Raw genomic sequence first — 21920 nt, forward strand, 5'->3', positions numbered from 1 at the left:
CGGTTCAGCCGCAGGTCACGACGGAGCTGTTCACGTCCGGTTCAGCTGCGGGCCGACCGCCGCTCACGGCGCCCTGGCAGCGTCCGGCGGGTGAGCGCGGGCTCCCTCGCCCGTGCGCCTTCCCCCTCGTCCGATCTGGAGGCTCCACCTCATGAGCGACCGGCCTCGCCTGCTTCCGCTGCTCGGTGGCACCCGCCACGGCAGCCGCGCCGCGATGACCTGTCTGTACCGGTGCGGCAACGCCTGCGACCACCCGGTGCCCAACCCGACCGACAACCCGTACTTCGGGGACGTGGTCGACACCGAGATCTCCCGGCGCGACGTGGTCCGGGCCGGCGCGGTCGGCGCGCTGGTGCTCGGCTTCGGCGGCGCCGCGGCGGGCGCGCTGGCCGGGTCCCCGGCGGCCGCCGCCCCCGCCGCTCCGCCGGTGCCCGGCGAGGGCGGGGTGGCCGCCACCGGCGCGGGTCGTCCCGGCAGCGGCGCGCTGACGTTCAAGCCGATCCCGCCGAACAAGCTCGACACGCTCGTCGTGCCGAACGGGTACGACCACTCGGTGGTGATCCGCTGGGGTGACGAGGTCGTGCCCGGCGCGCCCGCGTTCAACCTGGGCCGGCAGACCGCCGCCGCCCAGTCTAAGCAGTTCGGCTACAACAACGACTTCGTCGGCGTGCTGCCGATCGACCGTCGGCGCGCGCTGCTCGTGGTGAACCACGAGTACACAAACGAGGACCTCATGTTCCCCGGCTTCACCAGCCAGGACGCGCTGACCGTGGAGCAGGTGCGGGTGGCGATGGCCGCGCACGGCATGTCAGTGGTCGAGCTGGAGCGGGTGGAGAACACCGGGCAGTGGCAGCCGGTCCGGCGCGGTCGGCGCGAGTACAACCGCCGGGTCACGGCGCTGGCGACGAAGTTCGAGATGACCGGCCCGGCGGCCGGGTCGGCGTGGCTGCGTACCGCCGCCGACCCGAAGGGCCGGACCGTCGTCGGCACGCTCAACAACTGCGCCGGCGGCGTCACCCCGTGGGGCACTGTGCTCTCCGGCGAGGAGAACTTCAACCAGTACTTCGTCGGCGGCGACGCGGTGGCCGAGGAGCAGAAGGCGAAGTTGACCCGCTACGGCATCCCGACCGACGTGCGCTACCCGAGCGGCAGCCGCAAGTGGGACCGGGCGGACGAGCGCTTCGACCTGGCCCGGCACCCCAACGAGGCGAACCGGTTCGGCTGGGTCGTCGAGATCGACCCGTTCGACCCGCAGTCCAAGCCGCGCAAGCACACCGCGCTGGGCCGGTTCAAGCACGAGGGCGCGAACGTCATCGTGGCGCGCGACGGCCGCGTGGTCGCGTACATGGGCGACGACGAGCGCTTCGACTACCTCTACAAGTTCGTGTCGGACAAGAAGTTCATGCCGGGCAAGTCCTCGGTGGCCCGGCGGCACAACCTGACGCTGCTGGAGTCGGGCACGCTCTACGTCGCCAGGATCGAGGGGGACAGCCCGGCCGCCGAGATCGACGGTTCCGGCAAGCTCCCGGCCGACGGCGGTTTCGGCGGCCGGGGGCGCTGGATCAAGCTGGTCAGCGGCAACCGCTCGTACGTCGACGGCATGACCGCCGCCGACGTGCTCACGTTCACCCGGCTGGCCGGGGACAAGGTCGGCGCGACGAAGATGGACCGCCCCGAGGACGTCGAGCCGAGCCTGCTCACCGGCAAGGTGTACGTGGCGCTGACGAACAACAGCGACCGCGGCAAGGCGGGCAAGGCCCCGGCTGACGAGGCGAACCCGCGCAACAGCAACCGGCACGGGCAGATCCTGGAGCTGGTCGAGGACCGCGGCGACAACACGGCCGAGACCTTCGCCTGGTCGCTGCCGATCGTCTGCGGCGACCCGGCCGACGCCTCGACGTACTTCGCCGGGTACGACAAGACCAGGGTCTCGCCGATCTCCTGCCCGGACAACGTCGCCTTCGACACCACCGGCAACCTGTGGATCTCGACCGACGGCAACGCGCTGGGCAGCAACGACGGCCTGTTCGCCACCGCCGTGGAGGGCCCGGAGCGGGGTCACCTGAAGCAGTTCCTCACCGTGCCGCTCGGCGCGGAGACCTGCGGCCCGTTCATCACCGGTGACAACCGCTCGGTCTTCGTGGCGGTGCAGCACCCGGGCGAGGTGACCGGCGCGTCGGTGGAGAACCCGGCCTCCACCTGGCCGGACGGCGACTTCGCCAAGCCCGGCGTGGTGGTCACCTGGCGCCTCGACGGCGGCCCGGTCGGCAGCTGACCCACCCCGGGAGCGGTCCGGCGCTGGTCCGCTCCGCGAGGGGCCGTCGACCCACCAGGTCGGCGGCCCTTCGTCAGTTCTCGGAGGCGATGCCGTCGGCGATCGACCTGGCGGCGGTGAGCAGCTTCGCGCGGACCACCCGGGCCGACGTCATCATCTCGCCGGCCGGCAGCGCGCACGCCAGCACCACCCGGCGCTCGATGTCCTTGTCCGGGGCGACGAGCACCGCCGCGCACGCCACGCCCTGCCGGAACTGCCCGAGTTCCAGTTGCATGCCGCGCCGGTCACCGGCGGCCAGGTCGGCCTCGAACGCCTCCACGGTGGTGAGGGTGGCGGTGGTGAACGGGCGCATGCCGTACTCGCGCAGGTAGCGGAAGCGCTGTTCGGTGGTGAGCGTGGCGAGCAGGCTCTTGCCGAGCGCGGTGGCGTGGGCGCCCTCGTCGAAGCCCGGCACCAGGTCTTCCAGGAAGGGCGAGCGCGGCCCCTCGGCGGAGGCGGTCACCGCCACCTGCCCGCCGATGAAACGGCCGAGGTAGTGGCTCCAGCCGGTGTCCGACGCCGCGCGGCGCAGCGCCTCGCCGACCGCGGGCGGCCCGCGGAACGCGGTGACCAGCTCGCGGTAGCGGTCGGCGACCTCCAACCCCACGATGTACGTCCCGTCCTCGCGCCGGATCACGTAGCCCTCGTACGCGAGCGTGCGCACCAGGTGGTAGGTCGTGGCGACTGTCAACTCGCAACGCCGGGCGATCTGCTTCACGGTGAGCCCTCTCGGCGCACGGCCGACCGACTCGAGCACTCGAAGCGCGCGGGACACGCTGCGGATCAGGTCCGAGGGTTCCGCCAAGGGGTCGCGCACAACCACCTCCGCCGCCGGGGACTTACACCATATGAAAAACCGGCCGAGTGCGAAATGCCTGTTCGGATGGAGGATGCCAGATCACCGGACACAGACGGTAGGTCTACGGACACGATGAGCAGCCAAAACGTGCGGGCGTAGGGTGTGCTCGCAATGACTGAAACAGTTTCGCAAGACGCGCCCGCGTCGGCCCGGCGGGCGGTCCGGGCGGGCGCCGGCGCCACCGTCACCACGATCGTGTGCGTCCTGCCCGTCTTCCTCGTCGGCGGGCTCGCCGTGCAGCTCGGCGACGAACTCCGGTTCAGCCCGGCCGGCCTGGGCCTGGCCGTCTCGATCTACTTCGGCGTGAGCGCGCTCGCCTCGGTGCCATCCGGGGCCCTGGTCGAGCGGTACGGCCCGGCCACCGTCGCCCGCGCCGGCATCCTGCTCTCCGCCGCCTCCCTGCTGGCCGTGGCCGGGCTGGCCCGGTCGTACCCGATGCTGGTGACGCTGCTGGCGCTCAGCGCCGCCGCCAACGCCCTCGGACAGCTCGCCAGCAACGCCGCGCTCGCCGAGCACGTGCCCGCCCACCGGCAGGGGCTCTCGTTCGGCGTGAAGCAGGCCGCCATCCCGGTCGCGACGCTGCTGGCCGGCGTGGCGGTCCCCACCGTCGCGCTCACCGCCGGCTGGCGCTGGGCCTTCGTGGTCGCCGCCGGGGCGGCGCTGGCCGCGCTGCCGGCCGTACCCCGGACCGGACGGGACCGGCACGCCCGGGCCGCCTCCGGGGGCCGCTACGGCGGCACCGCCCCGCTCGTGGTCATCGGGCTGGCCGCGACGCTGGCGGCAGCCGCGGCGAACGCGCTGGGCACGTTCCTGGTCGACTCGGCGGCGACGCGGGGTCTCTCCCCCGGCCTGGCCGGCCTGACGCTCACGCTCGGCAGCGCGGTGTGCGTGCTGGCCCGGGTGGGCGTCGGCTGGCTCGCCGACCGGCGGGCCGACGGGCACGTCGGGCTGATCGCCGGGATGCTGCTGACCGGGTCGGTCGGCCTGATCCTGCTCGCGGTGGCCGGCTCCGCGCCGCTGGTCGCGGGCGTGGTGCTCGGCTTCGGGCTCGGCTGGGCCTGGCCCGGGCTGATGAACTTCGCGGTGGTCCGGCTGCACCCGCAGGCCCCGGCCGCCGCCACCTCGATCACCCAGACCGGCGTGTACGCGGGCGGCTGCCTGGGCCCGCTCGGCCTGGGCGCGCTGGCCGGCGCGGCCGGCTACCCGGCGATGTGGCTGACGGCGGCGGCAGCCATGCTCGTGGCCGCCGTACTGATGCTGCTCGGCGCCCGCCTGCTCCGCCGCGCCCCCGCGCTCGGCTGACCGCCCTCGCCCTGGGTGCGGGGGTCAGCTGGTGCGGTCGGCGATGTAGTCGCAGAGGGACTCCAGCGCGCGGCGCGCCGGGCTCTCGGGCAGCGGGGCCAGCCGGGCCCGCGCGTCCTCGGCGTAGCTGCGTACCGTCTCCCGGGCCCGCTTGAGCGCCGGGGACTCCCGCAGCAGGCCGAGCGCCTCGGCGTGCAGCGCGTCGTCCACCAGCGGGCCGGTGGCCAGGATCTCCCGCAGCCGTACGCTCGCCGCGTCCGCGTCGTCCGAGGCCAGCGCGTAGAGCACCGGCAGGGTGGGCACGCCCTCGCGCAGGTCGGTGCCGGGCGTCTTGCCGGACTGGATCGACTCGCTGGAGATGTCCAGCAGGTCGTCGGAGAGCTGGAACGCGACGCCGATGATCTCGCCGTACCCGGCGAGCGCCTCGATGTGCTCGGGCGACGCGCCGCCGAACATGCCGCCGAAGCGGGCCGACGTGGCGATCAGCGAACCGGTCTTCTCGGCGATCACGTGCAGGTAGTGCGCGACCGGGTCGTCGTCGCGCGGGCCGACCGTCTCGGCGATCTGGCCGTGCACCAGCCGAGCGAACGTGCGCGCCTGCAGGCGTACCGCCTCCGTGCCCAGTTCGGCGGCGATGTCCGCGGCCCGGGCGAAGAGGTAGTCGCCGACCAGGATGGCCACCGAGTTGGTCCAGCGGGAGTTGGCGCTCGGCGCGCCCCGCCGCACGGCGGCCTCGTCCATCACGTCGTCGTGGTAGAGCGTCGCCAGGTGGGTGAGTTCCATCACCACGGCGGCCGGGACGACCTGCGCGGCCTCCGGGTCGCCGAACTGGGCGCTCAGCGCCACCAGCAGCGGGCGGAACCGCTTGCCGCCGGCCTCGACCAGGTGCCGGGACGCCTCGGTCACCAGCGGGTCAGCGCTCGCCACGCTCGCCCGCAGGCTCGTCTCGACCCGGTCGAGCACGCCCAGCACCGAGGCTTCGACGCGCGGGTCCGCGAGGTGCAGGCCGAGCGCGCCGAACTGACCTGAACGCTCGCCAGCCGGATTCGCCACGTCCTCAACCATGCCACACCCGTTCGACCTGCTCGTCGAGGGGGATACGGGCCGGGGGCCGGCACGCCACGGCGTACCGGCCCCCGGTGGGATCACGTCGGTCATCTGACGAATTCGGCAGCACCGGTGGTCAGGTCGAGCAGCGGACCGGGGACCACACCCAGCGCCAGCGTGGCCACCACGCCGATGACCAGCGCCGCCGAGGTGAGCGCGCCCGGCACGGTCACCGTCGGGGTGGACTCGCCCGGCTCGGACAGCCACATCATCACCACGACCCGCAGGTACGGGAAGGCCAGCACCATGCTGGTCAGCACACCGGCGATCACCAGCCACGCCTGGTTCGCCTCCAGGGCCGGGCCGAAGACCGCGAACTTGCTGGTGAAGCCGCTGGTCAGCGGGATGCCGGCGAAGGCCAGCAGGATGAACGTGAAGATCGCCGCGAAGAACGGCGAGCGGCGGCCCAGCCCGGCCCAGCGGGACAGGTGGGTGGCCTCCCCGTCGGCGTCGCGCACCAGCGTCACCACGGCGAACGCGGCGAGCACCGAGAAGCCGTACGCGGCCAGGTAGAACATCGTGCCGGAGAGCCCTTCGCGGCTCGGCGCCAGCACACCGACCAGCAGGTAGCCGGCGTTCGCGATGGACGAGTACGCCAGCAGGCGCTTGATGTCGGTCTGGGTGACCGCGAGCACCGCGCCGACCAGCATGGTCAGCACCGCGATCGCGCCGAGCACCGGGGTGAAGTCCCAGGACGCCCCGGCGAACGCCACGTGGAAGACGCGCAGCAGCGCGCCGAACGCGGCGACCTTGGTGCAGGCGGCCATGAAGCCGGTGACCGGGGTCGGCGCGCCCTGGTAGACGTCCGGCGTCCAGACGTGGAACGGCGCGGCGGCGGCCTTGAACAGCAGGCCGATGGCGAGCAGCGCCATGCCGGCGAAGAGCAGCACCGGGCTGGACGAGGAGTCGGTGACCGCCGCGTGCACGGTGGCGAAGTCGACGCCGGCCCCACGGCCCGGGATGCCGGAGGTGAAGCCGTAGATCAGGGCGACACCGAACAGGAAGAACGCCGAGGCGTACGCGCCGAGCATGAAGTACTTCAACGCCGCCTCCTGGCTCAGCAGACGCCGGCGGCGGGCCAGCGCGCAGAGCAGGTAGAGCGGCAGCGAGAAGACCTCGAGCGCGATGAACATGGTCAGCAGGTCGTTCGCCGCCACGAAGATCAGCATGCCGGCGATCGCGAACGACATCAGCGGGTAGACCTCGGTGGCGCCACCGACGCCCTCGGCCTGCCGGCGGTCCTCGGCCGACTCGGCGGTGACCGCGGCGTGCGCCACGAACGCGCCGCCCCGCTCCACCGTGCGCTCGCCGACGAGCAGCAGCGCCATGACGGCCAGGACCAGGATCGCGCCCTGGAGGAACAGCGTGGGCCCGTCGACCGCGATGGCCCCGCCGATGGTGATCAGCCGGGCGTCCGCGTTCAGGATCACCATCACGATCGCCGCGAGCATCGCCACCAGGGCGAGCCCGAGCTGCACCGCGTTGCGCAGCCGACGCGGCACGAACGCCTCGACCAGGATCCCGACCAGGGCCGCGCCCAGCATGATCAGGATCGGAGCGAGCGCCGCGTAGTCGATCGACGGCAGCTTCAGTTCACTCACTTCGCGGCCTCCTGGACGCTGCCGACCTCAGGGGCGGGATCGGACTTGCCGACGTCCTGCATGGTCGCCTGGACGGCGGGGTTGATGACATCGGTGACCGGCTTCGGGTAGAAGCCGAGCAGCACGATCAGCGCGATCAGCGGCGCGACGACGACCTTCTCGCGCAGCGTGAGGTCCCGGCGCATGCCCTCGACCTCGGTCAGCGCCGGGTTCAGCGTGCCCTGCGTGGTGCGCTGCACCATCCACAGCACGTACGCCGCCGCCAGGATGATGCCGAGCGTGGCGATCACCGCGACCGGCTTGTTGACGGTGAACGTGCCGATCAGCACCAGGAACTCGGAGACGAACGGCGCCGTGCCGGGCAGCGCCAGCGAGGCCAGACCGGCGAAGAACAGCACGCCGGCCAGCACCGGCACGAGCTTGCCCGCGCCGCCGAAGTCGCTGATCAGGGCCGAGCCGCGCCGGGCGATCAGCATGCCGACCACCAGGAACAGCAGGCCGGTGGCCAGGCCGTGGTTGAGCATGTAGAGCACCGCGCCGGTGCCGGCCTGGGTGGTGAAGGCGAAGATGCCGATGCCGATGAACCCGAAGTGCGCGATCGAGGTGTACGACACCAGCCGCTTCAGGTCGTTCTGGCCGACCGCCAGCAGCGCGGCGTAGATGATGCCGATGACACCCAGCGCCAGCGCCCACGGCGCGAACCACCGCGACGCCTCCGGGAACAGCGGGAGGCAGTAGCGCAGGATGCCGAACGTTCCGACCTTGTCCAGCACGCCGACCAGCAGCGCGGCGGCACCGGCCGGGGCCGCGCCACCGGCGTCCGGCAGCCAGGTGTGGAACGGGAAGAACGGCGCCTTGATCGCGAAGGCGACGAAGAAGCCGAGGAACAGCCAGCGGGCCGTGTCGGTGGCGAACTCCGCCTGGCTCAGCGCCTGCCAGTCGAAGGTCTTCCCGCCGACCACCCAGAGGCCGATCACCGCGGCCAGCATGAACAGACCGCCGACCAGCGAGTAGAGGAAGAACTTCACCGCCGCGTACTGCCGCTGGTGGCCGCCGTAGCTGCCGATCAGGAAGTACATCGGCACCAGCATGACCTCGAAGAACACGTAGAACAGGAAGACGTCGGCGGCGGCGAAGACGCCGATCATCGTGCACTCGAGGACGAGCAGCAGCGCGAAGTAGGCGGGCACCGAGCGCTTCGACGCCTCGGCGTCGTGCCAGGACGCCAGGATCACCAGCGGCACCAGGATCGCGATCAGCATCAGCATGACCAGCGCGATGCCGTCCACCTCGAAGGTGAAGCTCACGCCCCAGTTCGGGATCCACGGGTACGACTCGCGGAACTGGAACCGGTCACCACCGGCGGAGAAGGCGAACCACATCACCACCGAGAGCACCAGCACCAGCAGCGACCAGCCGAACGCCACCAGCTTGGCCAGGTCCGGACGGCTGCGTGGCAGCAGCGCCACCACCAGGGCGCCGACCAGCGGCGCCACGGTCAGCACCGAGAGGAACGGGAAGTTGGACATTATTCGGCCTTACCTCCGTCGTGACTGCGTGGCCCGCCGGCGGGGGCGGCCGCGTTGAGGTCGATCACGCCAGCCACCCCGCCTGCACCGCCAGGAACGCCGCGACCACGAGGAGCGCGCCGGTCAGGATCGAGGTCGCGTACGACCGCACGAAGCCGGTCTGCAGCCGCCGGAGCCGGCCCGAGCCCCCGCCCACGGCGGCGGCCAGGCCGTTGACCAGCCCGTCCACGCCCCGGTTGTCGAGGAACACCAGCGCCCGGGTGAGGAAGATGCCCGGCTTCTCGAAGACCGCCTCGTTGAAGGCGTCCGTGTAGAGGTTCCGGCGCGCGGCGGTGACCACCACGCCGGCCGGCTGCGGCTCGGTGGCCGTACCGCCCCGGAACAGGAACCAGGCCAGCCCGGCGCCCAGCACGGTGACCAGCAGCGACAGCGCGGTGAGCAGCCAGTGCGCCAGCACCGGCGCGTGCTCCCCGCTCTCGCCGCCGAGCCCGTTGGTGGCGGTGAGCCAGTCCGGCACGGAGGTGGCGAGCAGGAAGCCCGCGCCGACCGAGCCGATCGCCAGCAGGATCAGCGGGATCGTCATCAGCTTCGGCGACTCGTGCGGGTGCTCGATGTCCTCGGTCCAGCGCTTCGGGCCGTGGAACGTGAGCACGAACAGCCGCGTCATGTAGAACGCGGTGAGCCCGGCGCCGAGCAGCGCGGCCATGCCGAACAGCCAGGCCGTCCAGCCCTCCCGCTCGAACGCGGCCACGATGATCGGCTCCTTGGAGAAGTAGCCGGAGAACGGGAACATGCCGATGATGGCGAGCCAGCCCATCATGAACGTCAGCCAGGTGACCTTCATGTACTTCGACAGCCCGCCGAAGCGGCGGATGTCCACCTGGTCGTTCATGCCGTGCATGACCGAGCCGGCGCCGAGGAACATGTTGGCCTTGAAGAAGCCGTGCGCCAGCAGGTGCACGATGGCCAGCGCGTACGCGCCGCCGCCGAGCCCGACGCCGAGGAACATGTAGCCGATCTGGCTGACCGTCGACCAGGCCAGCACCCGCTTGATGTCGTCCTTGGCCGCGCCGATGATGCAGCCCATCAGCAGCGTGAGCGCGCCGACGCTGACCACCACGAGCTGGAGCGTCTCGTTGGCCGAGAAGATCGCGTTGGAGCGGGCGATCAGGTAGACGCCCGCGGTGACCATGGTGGCCGCGTGGATGAGCGCGGACACCGGGGTCGGGCCCTCCATCGCGTCCGGCAACCACGCCTGAAGCGGGAACTGGCCGGACTTGCCGGCCGCGCCGAGCAGCAGGAGCAGACCGAGCACCAGCACGGTGGTCGAGGTCATCGAGCCGACCCCGTTGAACACCTCGTCGTACTGGGTGGTGCCGAGCATGGCGAACATGATGAAGATGCCGATGGCCAGGCCGGCGTCGCCGACCCGGTTCATCAGGAACGCCTTCTTGCCGGCGGTGGCCGCGCTCGGCCGGCCGTACCAGAAGGAGATCAGCAGGTACGACGCCAGACCGACGCCCTCCCAGCCGAAGTAGAGCATCACGTAGTTGTTGCCGAGCACCAGCAGCAACATCGCGGCGACGAACAGGTTGAAGTACGCGAAGAACAGTCGCCGGCCCGCGTCGTGCGCCATGTACTCCACGGCGTAGAGGTGGATCAGGAAACCCACCCCGGTGATCAGCAGGACGAAGACCGCGGCCAGCGGGTCGAAGAGCAGACCGAAGTCCACCCTCAGGTTGCCGACCGCCATGAAGTCCCAGAGGCTCAGCTCGACCTGCTTGTTCTCCAGGCCGCGAAGCTGGAAGAAGTAGGTGAGACCGAGCAGGAAGGCGGCGCCGATGGCGCCCACGCCGAGCCAGTGGCCCCAGCGGTCGGCCCGCTTGCCGAGCAGCAGCAGGATCGCCGCGCTGACCAGCGGGATCGCCACCAGCAGCCAGACCGAGCCCAGCATCCCGTCCGCCGTGGCGAAGGTGACGGCCTCGGCTGGCTCAGACTGGGCGATCGTCAGAATCTGTTCCACCACGAGCCCCTCAGTACTTCAGCAGGTTGGCGTCGTCGACGCTCGCCGAGCGCCGGGTACGGAAGATCGCCATGATGATCGCGAGACCGACCACGACCTCGGCCGCCGCGACCACCATCACGAAGAACGCCATGATCTGGCCGTTCAGGTCGCCGTTGATCCGGCTGAACGTGACCAGGGTCAGGTTGGCCGCGTTGAGCATCAGCTCGATGCACATGAACAGCACGATCGCGTTGCGCCGGACCAGCACGCCGACGGCGCCGATGGTGAACAGCACCGCCGCGAGGATCAGGTAGTAGTCCGGGGTCATTTGTCCGTCCCCTTCGGTGCGGTCTCCTCGGCCGTCAGCTCGCGCACCGGCAGGATCTCCGGGATGCTGCGGTCGGTCAGCCGGCCGTCGGGCAGGCGGGCCGGGGTGGCCACCGAGGAGGAGGTGGCGTAGACACCCGGGCCGGGCTTCGGGCCGGGGTAGTTGCCGGGGCGGAACCGCGCCTTCATGGTGGCGATCTGGTCCATCCGGTCCGCCTTGCGCCGCTCGACGTGCGCCAGCACCATCGCGCCCACCGCGGCGGTGATCAGCAGCGCCGAGGTCAGCTCGAAGGCGAAGACGTACTTGGTGAACAGCAGCCGGGCGATGCCCTGCACGTTGCCCTCGGCGTTCGCCTCGTCGAGCCCGGCCACCGGCACGCCGTCGAGCGCGCGGTACAGGCCGCTGCCCACCAGGCCGGCGAAGCCGAGCCCGAGGACGACGGCGGCGACCCGCTGGCCGCGCAGCGTCTCGATGAGCGAGTCGGAGGCGTCCCGGCCGACGAGCATCAGCACGAACAGGAACAGCATCATGATCGCGCCGGTGTAGACGATGATCTGCACCATGCCGATGAACGGCCCCGCCTGGAGCACGTAGAACACGCCCAGGCAGAGCATGGTCAGCACGAGCCAGAGCGCGGAGTGCACCGCGTTGCGGGCCCACACCATGCCGACCGCCCCGAGCAGGGCCAGCGGGGCGAGGATCCAGAAGGTGACCTCCTCACCCCCGGACACCTGGCCCGCAGCGGCGAGCACCGTTGCCGAGGTCATGCCTTGCCTCCCTTGCCCGCCGCGGCGGCGGACCGCTGCTCGGCCTGCTCGGCGCCGGGGAAGGTCACGCCGGGGTGCTCCTCCACCTGGTACCGGCCGGGGCCCATCGGCGAGCGCTCGGCACCGGCCGAGGTGCCCGGGTTGGTCAGCGCGCCGACGTAGTAGTCCTTCTCGCTGTCGCCCAGCCGCATCGGGTGCGGCGGCTGCTCCATGCCTTCGAGCAGCGGCGCGAGCAGCTGCTCCTTGGTGAAGATCAGGTCCTGCCGGTTGTCCCGGGCCAGCTCGTACTCGTTGCTCATGGTGAGCGAACGGGTCGGGCAGGCCTCGATGCAGAGCCCGCAGAAGATGCACCGGGCGTAGTTGATCTGGTAGATGCTGGCGTACCGCTCACCCGGGGAGAAGCGCTGCTCCTCGGTGTTGTCGCCACCCTCCACGTAGATCGCGTCGGCCGGGCAGGCCCAGGCGCACAGCTCGCAGCCGATGCACTTCTCCAGCCCGTCCGGGTGCCGGTTGAGGATGTGCCGCCCGTGGTAGCGCGGCGCCGAGACCGGCGGCTTGAACGGGTAGTCGGTGGTGACGACCTTCTTGAACATGTGCGAGAAGGTGACACCGAAGCCCTTGAACGTTCCGGTGATCGCGCCCACGTCACACCTCCCTGGAGTCCGGGCCGGCGACCACGTTGGCCGGCTCCCGCTCGGCGAGCACGCGCTTGGTACGCGGGCTCGGCGGAACCTGAAGATCCATCGGCGGCAGCGGGAAGCTGCCGTACGGCCGGCTGTCCGCCTGCTCCTGGGGCGACTGCTTCAGCTCCTTCTTCCGGCTCGGCCAGAAGAGCGTGACCAGCAGCAGCACGCCCGCGCCGACGGCGGTGACGAGCAGCCGGTCCCGGGCCTGCCAGTCCTCGATCGAGCGCAGCCCGGCGAGCACCATGATCCAGACCAGGTTCAGCGGCAGCAGCACCTTCCAGCCGAAGCGCATGAACTGGTCGTAGCGGAGCCGGGGCAGCGTGCCGCGCAGCCAGACGAAGACGAACACCAGCAGGATGACCTTGCCGAAGAACCACAGCATCGGCCACCAGCCCTCGTTGGCGCCCGACCAGATCGTGATCGGCCACGGCGCGTGCCAGCCGCCGAGGAACAGCGTCACGGTGAACGCCGACATGGTGACCATCGCGACGTACTCGCTGAGCATGAACAGCGCGAACTTCAGCGAGCTGTACTCGGTCTGGAAGCCGGCCACCAGCTCCGACTCCGCCTCGGGCAGGTCGAACGGCGCCCGGTTGGTCTCACCGACGATGGCGATGAAGAACATGATGAAGCTGGGCAGCAGCAGGATCGCGTACCAGCCGGGCGCGGCGAGGTCGAAGCCGCCGATGCTCAGCCGGGTGCCGTCGCCCTGCGCGGCGACGATCCCGCTGGTCGACATGGTGCCGGCGGTCATGAAGACCGCGACCACGCTCAGGCCCATGGTGACCTCGTAGGACACCAACTGGGCGGCGGAGCGCAGACCACCGAGCAGCGGGTAGGTGGAGCCGCTGGCCCAGCCGCCGAGCACGATGCCGTACACGGCCAGCGAGGAGAAGGCCAGCACCACCAGCACCGCCACCGACACGTCGGTGACCTGCAGCGGCGTGCGGTGCCCGAAGATGCTCACCATCGGCCCGAACGGGATCACCGACAGCGCGGTGACCGCGCAGACCACGGAGATCACCGGGGCGAAGAAGTAGACCACCTTGTCGGCCTTGCGCGGGAGGATGTCCTCCTTGAAGGCCAGCTTCACGCCGTCGGCGAGCGTCTGGAGCAGACCGAACGGTCCGGCCTGGTTGGGGCCGGGCCGCACCGCCATCCGGCCCACGACCCGGCGCTCGAACCAGACGCCCAGCAGCGTGGCCGCCACGGCGACGACGAACGCGAAGAGGATCTTGCCGAGGACCAGCCACCACGGGTCCTTGCCGAAGTCGGCAAGCGTCGGGTCCTGCGCCGCGAGGTAGAGATTCACTGCACCGACCTTTCGTTCGCGACCGCGAGGCGTACTCGCTCCGCTCGTTGCCTGCGCGCGCTCACTGTGCACTCCCGGTGTTCAGCAGCGGGCCCGGCCGGTCCGCGGCGTCCGCCGCGACCCGCCCCGCCGGGACGGCCGAACCGCCGGCGGCGCCGACGGAGACCTTCACCAGCGAACCGGACGTCGCGCCGAGGCTGCGCCGCACGGTGGAGCCGGGCGAGTTGGTCGGCAGCCAGACGACGCCGTCCGGCATCTCGGTGATCGCCGCCGGCAGCGTGACCGCGCCCCGGTCGGTGCCGACGGTGACCGCGTCGCCGTCGGCCACGCCGAGGGACTCGGCGGTGCCCTTGCCCAGCCGGACCACCGGCGGGCGGGCGGTGCCGGCGAGGTGCTCGTCGCCGTCGGTGAGGCTGCCCAGGTCGATGAGCTGGTGCCAGGTGGACAGCACGGCCTCGCCCGCGCCCGGCTGCCGGACGGCGGCCGGCTCGACCGAGGGCGCCGACGGCCGCTCGACCCGGGTACGCGGCAGCGTGCCAAGCTCGCGGCGGATGCTCGGCACGTCGCCGGTGCCCAGCCGCACGTCGAGCTGCGCGGCGATCGCGTCCAGGATCCGGGCGTCGGTCATCGCGCCGGTGTCCAGCACCTTCTCGAACGTGCGCAGCCGGCCCTCCCAGTCCAGGAAGCTGCCGGCCTTCTCGACCACCGGCGCGACCGGCAGGACCACGTCGGCCCGGCGCGACACAGCGCTCATCCGCAGTTCCAGGCTGACCAGGAACGGCACCGCGTCCAGGGCCTTCTCGGCCAGGCGCGGGTCGGCCAGGTCGGCCGGGTCGACACCGGCCACCACCAGGGCACCGAGCTGACCGTTCGCGGCGGCGGTGAGGATGCCGTCGGTGTCGCGGCCGGCCTGGCTCGGGATCACCCCGGCCGGGATGTCCCACGCCTCGCCGAGCTCCGCGCGGGCGGCCGGCTCGGTGACCACACGGCCGCCGGGGAGCAGGTTGGGCAGGCAGCCCGCGTCGACAGCGCCGCGGTCACCCGCGCGCCGCGGCACCCAGACCAGCCGGGCACCGGTACGCCGGGCGACGTCCGCCGCCGCCGACAGCCCGCCCGGCACCTCGGCCAGCCGCTCGCCGACGATCAGGATCGCGCCGGGCTTACCCAGCGCCTCCGCCACGGTGGCGTGCTCGGCCAGCACGCCGGCCTCCTCGCCCGGCACCACCCGGGCGAGCTTCGCCCCGAGCTTCTCCAGGCCGCGCGTCGCGAACGGCGCGATCGCGTACACCGTGAGCTTCTTCTTCAGGTACGCCTTGCGCAGCCGCAGGAAGAGGATCGGGCACTCCTCCTCCGGCTCCAAGCCGACCAGCACCACGGCGGGCGCGTTCTCCACGTCCGTGTAGGTCACGTCGGTGACCCCGGCGACGCTGCTGGCCAGGAAGTCGGCCTCCTCGCGGGAGACCGGGCGGGCCCGGAAGTCGATGTCGTTCGTGTGCAGTGCGATCCGGGCGAACTTCGCGTACGCGTAGGCGTCCTCGACGGTGAGCCGGCCGCCGGTCAGCACCGCCGTGCCGGTCGCGCCGTCACGGGCCTCGCGCAGCCCCTCGGCGGCCCGGGTCAGCGCCTCGCTCCAGGACGCCTCGCGCAGCTCACCGGTCTTCTCGTCGCGCACCATCGGGGTGCTGATCCGGTCGAACGCGCGGGTGTACTGGAAGCCCCAGCGGCCCTTGTCGCAGTTCCACTCCTCGTTCACCGCCGGGTCGTCGCCGGCCAGCCGGCGCAGCACCTTGCCGCGCCGCCAGTCGGTGCGCTGGGCGCAACCGGCCGAGCAGTGCTCGCAGACGCTCGGCGTGGAGACCAGGTCGAACGGGCGGGCCCGGAACCGGTACTGCGCGCCGGTCAGCGCGCCCACCGGGCAGATCTGCACGGTGTTGCCGGAGAAGTACGAGTTGAACGGGACGTCCCCCTCGTCGCCCTCCTCGCCGTACTCCTCGTCCCGGTAGATGTTGATCTCCTCGTGCGAGGAGCGGCCCATCAGGTCGATGAACTTGTCCCCGGCGATCTCCTCGGAGAACCGGGTGCACCGCTGGCAGAGCACGCAGCGCTCGCGGTCGAGCAGCACCTGGGTGCTGATCGGCAGCGGCTTCGGGTACTCCCGCTTGTGCTCGTGGAACCGCGAGTCCGTCCGGCCGGTGGACATCGCCTGGTTCTGCAGCGGGCACTCGCCGCCCTTGTCACACATCGGGCAGTCCAGGGGGTGGTTGAGGAGCAGCAGCTCCATCACCCCCTCCTGGGCCTTCTTGGCGACCGGGGAGGTGAGCTGGGTCCGCACCACCATGCCGTCGGCGACGGTCTGGGTGCAGGAGGCGACCGGCTTGCGCTGGCCCTCCACCTCCACCAGGCACTGCCGGCAGGCGCCGGCCGGGGCCAGCAGCGGGTGGTCGCAGAAGCGGGGGATCTCGGTGCCCAGCTGCTCGGCGACCCGGATCAGCAGCGCCCCCTTGGGGGCGGTGACCTCGACGCCGTCGATGGTCAGCGTGACGGTCTCGGTCTGCTTGGCTACGTCGGTCATCAGTGCGCCCCTACCAGGGTCTTCTCCGACAGCTTCGGAGCGGTACGTCCCTCGATGTAGTCGAGGTAGTCCTGCTTGAAGTACTTCAGCGACGAGGTGACCGAGCTGGTCGCGCCGTCACCCAGACCGCAGAACGAGCGGCCGAGGATGTTGTCGCAGGTGTCGAGCAGGGTGTCCAGGTCCTCGTGGGTGCCCTGGCCGGACAGGATGCGCCGGTAGACCCGGACCATCCAGTAGTTGCCCTCCCGGCACGGGGTGCACTTGCCGCACGACTCGTGGTGGTAGAACTCCAGCCACCGGTAGGTCGCGTACACCGGGCAGTCCTGGTCGGAGAAGATCTGCGTGGCGGTGGTGCCCAGGATCGAGCCGGCCCCCGCCACCCCCTCGAAGTCCAGCGGCACGTCCAGGTGCTCGGCGGTCAGCAGCGGCGTCGACGAGCCACCCGGGGTCCAGAACTTCAGGTTGTGCCCCGGCTTCATCCCGCCGGCCAGCTCGATCAGCTCGCGCAGCGTGATGCCCATCGAGCACTCGTACTGGCCCGGGTTCGCGATCCGGCCGGACAGCGAGTAGATCATCGGGCCGGACGACTTCTCCGTGCCCATCGTCTTCCACCAGTCCGCGCCACCGAGCACGATGTACGGCACGCTGGCGATGGTGCCGACGTTGTTGACCACGGTCGGGCTGGCGTACAGGCCGTGGGTCGCCGGGAACGGCGGGCGCAGCCGGGGCTGGCCGCGGAAGCCCTCCAGCGAGTCCAGCAGCGCGGTCTCCTCACCGCAGATGTACGCCCCGGCGCCGGAGTGCACCACCAGGTCCAGGTCGAACCCGGAGCCGAGGATGTTCCGGCCGAGGTAGCCCTTGGCGTACGCCTCGGCGACCGCGCTGCGCAGCCGCCGCGCGGCGTGCACGGCCTCACCGCGGATGTAGATGTACGCCCGGTTGGCCCGGATCGCGTACGAGGCGATGATGACGCCCTCGACCAGCGAGTGCGGGTCGTAGGTCATCAGCGGCAGGTCCTTGCAGGTGCCCGGCTCGCCCTCGTCGGCGTTCACCACCAGGTAGTGCGGCTTGCCGTCGCCCTGCGGGATGAAGCCCCACTTCAGGCCGGTCGGGAAGCCCGCGCCGCCACGGCCGCGCAGCCCGGAGTCCTTGACCAGCTGGATCAGGTCGTCCGGGTGCGCCTTGAGCGCCTTGCGCAGGGCGGCGTAGCCGTCCAGGTTCTCGTAGGTGCCGATCCGCCAGGCGTCCGGCGACAGCCAGCGCTTGGTGAGCACCGGCGTGAGCTTGGCCAGCGTCTCCGGCCGAGGCGTGGTCACTTGCGGACCCCCGATCCGTTGGCGTCCGCCGGGTCGGCGCCGTCCGCGCCCGTACCGGCCTCCGCTTCCTTGAGGTTGCGCTCCTGCGCGCCGGCCGCGTCGCCGGCGGGCTTGCCGTCGCCGGCCGGCGGGTTCGCCGCCGTGCCGGCCGCCTCCGCCGCCTGCGCGTCGCGCGGCACCGGCGGCGGGCCGTCCACCGGGATCTTGGTGCCCGGCGCGTCCGGTACGGCGGTGGCCGCGTCCGGCTGCCGGGTCTCGGCGGTACGCACCTGCGGCGACTTGGCGTCCGGCGCCTTCACGTCCGGCGCGGTGCTGCCGGTGGCCGCCTCCGGCAAGGCCTGCTCGGCGGCCTTGGCCGGCTCGGGCGCGGGGGCCGGCTTCGCGGCCTCGGCCTTCGCCTTCGCCTCGGCGGCGGCCCGGTCGGCCTCGGCCTTGCTGCGGATCGGGGTCTTCGGGTCGAAGCCCGGCACCGAGACGCCGTGCTGCTCGGCCAGGCGCAGGCCGCGCAGACTGGGCTCGCCCGGCCCGCCGTCGGCCACCGCGCCGTCGCGCTCGTCGGCGAAACCGGCGAGCTGGACCGCCATCTCCTTGAGCGTGCACAGGCGCGCGCCCCGGGTCGGCATCGGCTGGCCGCCGGCCCGCAGCTCCTCGACCACGTCGAGCGCGCCCTGCGGCTCCACGTTGTCAAAAAAGTCGTAGTTCACGGTCATGACCGGGCCGTAGTCGCACGCCGCCAGGCACTCGGCGTGCTCCAGGGTGATCTTCCCGTCGGCGGTGGTCTCCTCGTGCCCGACGCCGAGGTGCTCGGCCAGGGCGTCGTAGACCTTCTGCCCGCCGAGCACGTCGCACATGGTGTTGGTGCAGACGCTGACCAGGTATTCACCGGTGGGCTTGCGCTTGTACATGGTGTAGAAGGTGGCGACGGCGCCGACCTGGGCCTTGTTCAGCCCGAGAACCTCGGCGCAGAACTCGACACCGGCCGGGGAGACGTACCCCTCCTCGGACTGGACCAGGTGCAGCAGCGGCAGCAGCGCCGAGCGGGACCGGTCGGCCGGGTACCGGGCGATGATCTCCCGCGCCCGGAGCCGGGTCTCTTCAGTGAACGTGCTCATCGGTCACAACCACCCATCACGGGGTCCAGCGAGGCGCCGCCGGCGATCACGTCGGCGATCAGGCCGCCCTCGGCCATCGCCGGGAGGGCCTGGAGGTTGACGAAGCTCGGCTCCCGGTAGTGCACCCGGTAGGGCCGGGTGCCGCCGTCGGACACCGCGTGCACGCCGAGTTCGCCACGGGGCGACTCGACGGCGACGTACACCTGGCCCGGCGGGACCCGGAAGCCCTCGGTGACGAGCTTGAAGTGGTGGATCAGCGACTCCATCGACTGACCCATGATCTTCGCGACGTGCTCCAGGGAGTTGCCCATGCCGTCGACGCCGATGGCGAGCTGCGCCGGCCAGGCGATCTTCTTGTCGGAGACCATCACCGGGCCCGGCTTCAAGCGGTCCAGCGCCTGCTCGACGAGCTTCAGCGACTCCCGGATCTCCGCGACCCGGACCAGGTAGCGGCCCCACACGTCACCGTCGGTGTGGGTCGGCACGTCGAACTCGTACGTCTCGTAGCCGCAGTACGGCATGGTCTTGCGCAGGTCCCAGGCGAGGCCGGCGGAGCGCAGCACCGGGCCGGTGACGCCGAGCGCCATGCAGCCGGTCACGTCGAGCACCGCCACGTTCTGCGTCCGCTCCAGCCAGATCGGCTGACCGGAGAGCAGGTTCTCGTACTCCTTGAGCCGCTTCGGCATCAGCTGGAGGAAGTCGCGGATCTTGCGGATCGCGTCGTCCGGCACGTCCTGCGCCACGCCGCCCGGCCGCACGTACGCGTGGTTCATCCGCAGGCCGGTGATGGTCTCGAAGATGTCGAGGACGTACTCCCGCTCGCGGAAGCCGTACAGCATCATGTTGATCGCGCCCAGCTCCATGGCGGTGGTCGCCAGCCAGACCAGGTGCGACGAGATCCGGTTCAGCTCCATCATCAGCACGCGGATGGTGTTCGCGCGCTCGGTGATGTCGTCGGTGATCCCGAGCAGCTTCTCCACCGCGAGCGCGTACGCCGTCTCGTTGAACAGCGGGGAGAGGTAGTCCATCCGGGTCACAAACGTCGAGCCCTGGACCCAGTTGCGGTACTCCAGGTTCTTCTCGATGCCGGTGTGCAGGTAGCCGACGACCGAGCGGGCCTCGCGGACCGTCTCGCCCTCCAGCTCCAGGACCAGCCGGAGCACGCCGTGGGTGGACGGGTGCTGCGGGCCCATGTTGACGACGATCCGCTCGTCGTTGATCGGGTCCGTGCCGGAGACGACCTCGTCCCAGTCCCCGCCGGTGACGGTGAAGACCTTACCCTCGGTGGTCTCGCGCTCGGTCGCGTAGTTAGACGTGGTCACTGGTACGACCTCCTACGGTCCGGCGGCGGGATTTCCGCACCCTTGTACTCGACCGGTACGCCGCCGAGCGGGTAGTCCTTACGCTGCGGGTGACCCTCCCAGTCGTCCGGCATGAGGATCCGGGTCAGGGCGGGGTGGCCGTCGAAGACGACGCCGAACATGTCGTACGTCTCCCGCTCCTGCCAGTCGGCGGTCGGGTAGACGGCGGTGACGCTCGGTACGTGCGGCTGCTCGGCGGAGACCGCCACCTCCAGCCGGACGATGCGGCGGTAGGTCATCGAGGTCAGCTGGTAGACCACGTGCAGGCGCCGTTCCGCGCCCAGGTAGTCCACGCCGGACAGCGACGAGAGCAGCTCGAAGCGCAGCGACAGGTCGTCGCGCATCACCTGGCAGACCTCGGCGATGCGCTCCGGGCGTACGTGCAGCGTCAGTTCGCCCCGGTCGACCACGACCTTCTCGATCGCGTCGTTGAAGTCCGGGTACGCCTCCTCCAGCGCGTCCCGCACCTCGTCGAAGTAGCTCCCGTACGGGCGGGTCGCCTCCTCGATCGGCTTGCGCTGGCGGACCAGCCCGCCGTAGCCGGAGACGTCACCGGTGCCCTGGTTGCCGAACATCCCCCGGCCGGCCGGGCTGGCCGGCGGGTACTCGGCCGGAGCGGTGGAGCTGGCCCCGACCGGGGTGGTCGGCACCGGCACCCCGCCGTCGTTGGTCTTGTCGTTGCTCATTTCGGGCCCCTATGCGACGCCTGAAGGTGGTTCTGCGCCTTCATCCAGTTCTCGATCCGCAGCTGCTCCTCGCGCCCCTCGCGGACGGCCTTCGTCCACTCGGCACGGCGGGCCTTGTCACTGCGGTACGACGAGGGCATCGAGCCGTACGGCACGACCGGCACGTCACCGCGCGCCTGGCGGGCCTCCAGCATCTTGCGGCCGTTCGGGCCCAGCGGCTCGTGCATGATCTTCTCGCGCAGCTTGAGCACGGCGTCGATGAGCATCTCGGGCCGGGGCGGGCAGCCGGGCAGGTACATGTCGACCGGGACGACGTGGTCGACGCCCTGCACGATGGCGTAGTTGTTGAACATGCCGCCGCTGCTGGCGCAGACGCCCATCGAGATGACCCAGCGGGGCTCGGCCATCTGGTCGTAGATCTGGCGCAGCACCGGGGCCATCTTCTGGCTCACCCGGCCGGCCACGATCATCAGGTCCGCCTGGCGGGGCGAGGCCCGGAAGACCTCCATGCCCCAGCGGCCCATGTCGTAGTGCGGGCCGCCCGCCGCCATCATCTCGATGGCGCAGCAGGCCAGACCGAACGTCGCGCCCCAGACCGAGGTCTTCCGCGTCCAGTTGACCAGCTTCTCGACGCTGGTGAGCAGGACGCCGGAGGGGAGTTTCTCCTCGATGCCCATCTGCTACCTCCTCAGTCCCAGTCCAGGCCGCCGCGACGCCAGACATAGGCGTAGGCGACGAAGACCGCGACGATGAACAGGACCATCTCCACGAAGCCGAAGATCGGCAGAGCGTCGAAGGAGACCGCCCAGGGGTAGAGGAAGATGATCTCGATGTCGAAGACGATGAAGAGCATCGCCGTCAGGTAGAACTTGATCGGGAACCGGCCGCCGCCGACGGGCTGCGGGCTCGGCTCGATGCCACACTCGTACGCCTCGAGCTTGGCCTTGTTCAGACGCCGCGGGCCGGCGAGTCGGGCAGCGGCCACGGAGAACAGCGCGAACGCCGCAGCGAGGGCGAACAGCCCGATGATGGGTGCGTAAGGAGAGAGCGTCATCGTTGTCCC

General features: G+C 71.2%; 18 protein-coding genes. 2 read left to right on the forward strand and 16 right to left on the reverse strand.

All coding sequences use genetic code 11. The features are described from left to right. Positions 1 to 151 precede the first annotated feature (151 nt). Positions 152 to 2275: a PhoX family phosphatase gene (locus DQE82_RS06275; protein ID WP_113972194.1), complete on the forward strand. Its 2124-nt coding sequence runs from the start codon at positions 152 to 154 to the stop codon at positions 2273 to 2275. Positions 2276 to 2348: 73 nt separating this feature from the next. On the opposite strand, the gene DQE82_RS06280 is transcribed toward DQE82_RS06275, so the two are convergent. Continuing rightward, entirely contained in the window at positions 2349 to 3131 is a 783-nt protein-coding gene (locus tag DQE82_RS06280; protein WP_030503712.1) for an IclR family transcriptional regulator, read from the reverse strand. A 153-nt stretch (positions 3132 to 3284) separates the two neighbouring features. Between DQE82_RS06280 and DQE82_RS06285 the strand changes: the two genes are divergently transcribed. Then, positions 3285 to 4475 (forward strand): MFS transporter, encoded by a 1191-nt coding sequence (locus DQE82_RS06285; protein ID WP_064448435.1) that lies wholly within the window; start codon positions 3285 to 3287, stop codon positions 4473 to 4475. A gap of 24 nt (positions 4476 to 4499) precedes the next feature. On the opposite strand, the gene DQE82_RS06290 is transcribed toward DQE82_RS06285, so the two are convergent. The 15 genes from DQE82_RS06290 to DQE82_RS06360 all read right to left on the reverse strand — a co-directional run bounded on the left by DQE82_RS06290 (position 4500) and on the right by DQE82_RS06360 (position 21911). Next, positions 4500 to 5540 carry a polyprenyl synthetase family protein gene (locus DQE82_RS06290; protein ID WP_043327297.1) on the reverse strand — a complete coding sequence of 347 codons (1041 nt, stop codon included), beginning with the start codon at positions 5538 to 5540 and terminating at the stop codon, positions 4500 to 4502. A gap of 89 nt (positions 5541 to 5629) precedes the next feature. Then, complete coding sequence (gene nuoN, locus DQE82_RS06295) at positions 5630 to 7183, reverse strand: NADH-quinone oxidoreductase subunit NuoN (protein WP_043327299.1); 1554 nt, start codon at positions 7181 to 7183, stop codon at positions 5630 to 5632. Then, positions 7180 to 8712: an NADH-quinone oxidoreductase subunit M gene (locus tag DQE82_RS06300; protein WP_064448434.1), complete on the reverse strand. Its 1533-nt coding sequence runs from the start codon at positions 8710 to 8712 to the stop codon at positions 7180 to 7182. Before DQE82_RS06300 ends, nuoN begins: the two co-directional genes overlap by 4 nt. A gap of 64 nt (positions 8713 to 8776) precedes the next feature. Then, positions 8777 to 10738, reverse strand: a complete 1962-nt coding sequence (nuoL, locus tag DQE82_RS06305) for an NADH-quinone oxidoreductase subunit L (RefSeq protein ID WP_064448433.1) — start codon at positions 10736 to 10738, stop codon at positions 8777 to 8779. 7 nt (positions 10739 to 10745) lie between these two features. Next, positions 10746 to 11045: an NADH-quinone oxidoreductase subunit NuoK gene (gene nuoK / locus DQE82_RS06310; RefSeq protein WP_013283611.1), complete on the reverse strand. Its 300-nt coding sequence runs from the start codon at positions 11043 to 11045 to the stop codon at positions 10746 to 10748. After that, positions 11042 to 11812, reverse strand: coding sequence for an NADH-quinone oxidoreductase subunit J (locus tag DQE82_RS06315; RefSeq protein ID WP_113972195.1), 771 nt, complete (start codon positions 11810 to 11812; stop codon positions 11042 to 11044). Before DQE82_RS06315 ends, nuoK begins: the two co-directional genes overlap by 4 nt. Continuing rightward, entirely contained in the window at positions 11809 to 12456 is a 648-nt protein-coding gene (gene nuoI / locus DQE82_RS06320) for an NADH-quinone oxidoreductase subunit NuoI (protein ID WP_030500778.1), read from the reverse strand. Before nuoI ends, DQE82_RS06315 begins: the two co-directional genes overlap by 4 nt. A gap of 1 nt (position 12457) precedes the next feature. After that, the gene (gene nuoH, locus DQE82_RS06325; protein ID WP_043327305.1) at positions 12458 to 13810 is read right to left on the reverse strand and encodes an NADH-quinone oxidoreductase subunit NuoH; all 1353 of its coding nucleotides are present in this window, start codon (positions 13808 to 13810) and stop codon (positions 12458 to 12460) included. 61 nt (positions 13811 to 13871) lie between these two features. After that, complete coding sequence (locus DQE82_RS06330; RefSeq protein ID WP_043327307.1) at positions 13872 to 16382, reverse strand: NADH-quinone oxidoreductase subunit G; 2511 nt, start codon at positions 16380 to 16382, stop codon at positions 13872 to 13874. After that, on the reverse strand, positions 16382 to 17698 hold the full coding sequence (gene nuoF, locus DQE82_RS06335; protein WP_043327309.1) for an NADH-quinone oxidoreductase subunit NuoF: 1317 nt from the start codon (positions 17696 to 17698) through the stop codon (positions 16382 to 16384). Before nuoF ends, DQE82_RS06330 begins: the two co-directional genes overlap by 1 nt. Continuing rightward, positions 17695 to 18810, reverse strand: a complete 1116-nt coding sequence (gene nuoE / locus DQE82_RS06340; RefSeq protein WP_113972196.1) for an NADH-quinone oxidoreductase subunit NuoE — start codon at positions 18808 to 18810, stop codon at positions 17695 to 17697. Before nuoE ends, nuoF begins: the two co-directional genes overlap by 4 nt. After that, positions 18807 to 20132: an NADH-quinone oxidoreductase subunit D gene (locus tag DQE82_RS06345; RefSeq protein WP_043327313.1), complete on the reverse strand. Its 1326-nt coding sequence runs from the start codon at positions 20130 to 20132 to the stop codon at positions 18807 to 18809. The genes nuoE and DQE82_RS06345 overlap by 4 nt, the downstream gene beginning before the upstream one ends. Then, positions 20129 to 20857, reverse strand: a complete 729-nt coding sequence (locus DQE82_RS06350) for an NADH-quinone oxidoreductase subunit C (RefSeq protein ID WP_043327315.1) — start codon at positions 20855 to 20857, stop codon at positions 20129 to 20131. Before DQE82_RS06350 ends, DQE82_RS06345 begins: the two co-directional genes overlap by 4 nt. Next, the gene (locus DQE82_RS06355) at positions 20854 to 21534 is read right to left on the reverse strand and encodes an NADH-quinone oxidoreductase subunit B family protein (protein ID WP_013283602.1); all 681 of its coding nucleotides are present in this window, start codon (positions 21532 to 21534) and stop codon (positions 20854 to 20856) included. Before DQE82_RS06355 ends, DQE82_RS06350 begins: the two co-directional genes overlap by 4 nt. Positions 21535 to 21545: 11 nt before the next feature. Continuing rightward, positions 21546 to 21911 (reverse strand): NADH-quinone oxidoreductase subunit A, encoded by a 366-nt coding sequence (locus DQE82_RS06360; protein WP_013283601.1) that lies wholly within the window; start codon positions 21909 to 21911, stop codon positions 21546 to 21548. Positions 21912 to 21920: the final 9 nt, after the last annotated feature.

Origin of the sequence: Micromonospora sp. LHW51205 (assembly GCF_003315815.1) — a bacterium.
GTDB lineage: Bacteria > Actinomycetota > Actinomycetes > Mycobacteriales > Micromonosporaceae > Micromonospora > Micromonospora chalcea.

What these genes read in the sequence shown, in the direction of transcription:
- DQE82_RS06275 (WP_113972194.1), top strand. Translation starts at nt 152, where the DNA reads ATGAGCGACCGGCCTCGCCTGCTTCCGCTGCTCGGTGGCACCCGCCAC.
- DQE82_RS06285 (WP_064448435.1), top strand. Translation starts at nt 3,285, where the DNA reads ATGACTGAAACAGTTTCGCAAGACGCGCCCGCGTCGGCCCGGCGGGCG.
- DQE82_RS06290 (WP_043327297.1), bottom strand. Translation starts at nt 5,540, where the DNA reads ATGGTTGAGGACGTGGCGAATCCGGCTGGCGAGCGTTCAGGTCAGTTC.
- DQE82_RS06300 (WP_064448434.1), bottom strand. Translation starts at nt 8,712, where the DNA reads ATGTCCAACTTCCCGTTCCTCTCGGTGCTGACCGTGGCGCCGCTGGTC.
- nuoK (WP_013283611.1), bottom strand. Translation starts at nt 11,045, where the DNA reads ATGACCCCGGACTACTACCTGATCCTCGCGGCGGTGCTGTTCACCATC.
- DQE82_RS06315 (WP_113972195.1), bottom strand. Translation starts at nt 11,812, where the DNA reads ATGACCTCGGCAACGGTGCTCGCCGCTGCGGGCCAGGTGTCCGGGGGT.
- DQE82_RS06330 (WP_043327307.1), bottom strand. Translation starts at nt 16,382, where the DNA reads ATGACCGACGTAGCCAAGCAGACCGAGACCGTCACGCTGACCATCGAC.
- nuoE (WP_113972196.1), bottom strand. Translation starts at nt 18,810, where the DNA reads ATGAGCACGTTCACTGAAGAGACCCGGCTCCGGGCGCGGGAGATCATC.
- DQE82_RS06350 (WP_043327315.1), bottom strand. Translation starts at nt 20,857, where the DNA reads ATGAGCAACGACAAGACCAACGACGGCGGGGTGCCGGTGCCGACCACC.
- DQE82_RS06355 (WP_013283602.1), bottom strand. Translation starts at nt 21,534, where the DNA reads ATGGGCATCGAGGAGAAACTCCCCTCCGGCGTCCTGCTCACCAGCGTC.
- DQE82_RS06360 (WP_013283601.1), bottom strand. Translation starts at nt 21,911, where the DNA reads ATGACGCTCTCTCCTTACGCACCCATCATCGGGCTGTTCGCCCTCGCT.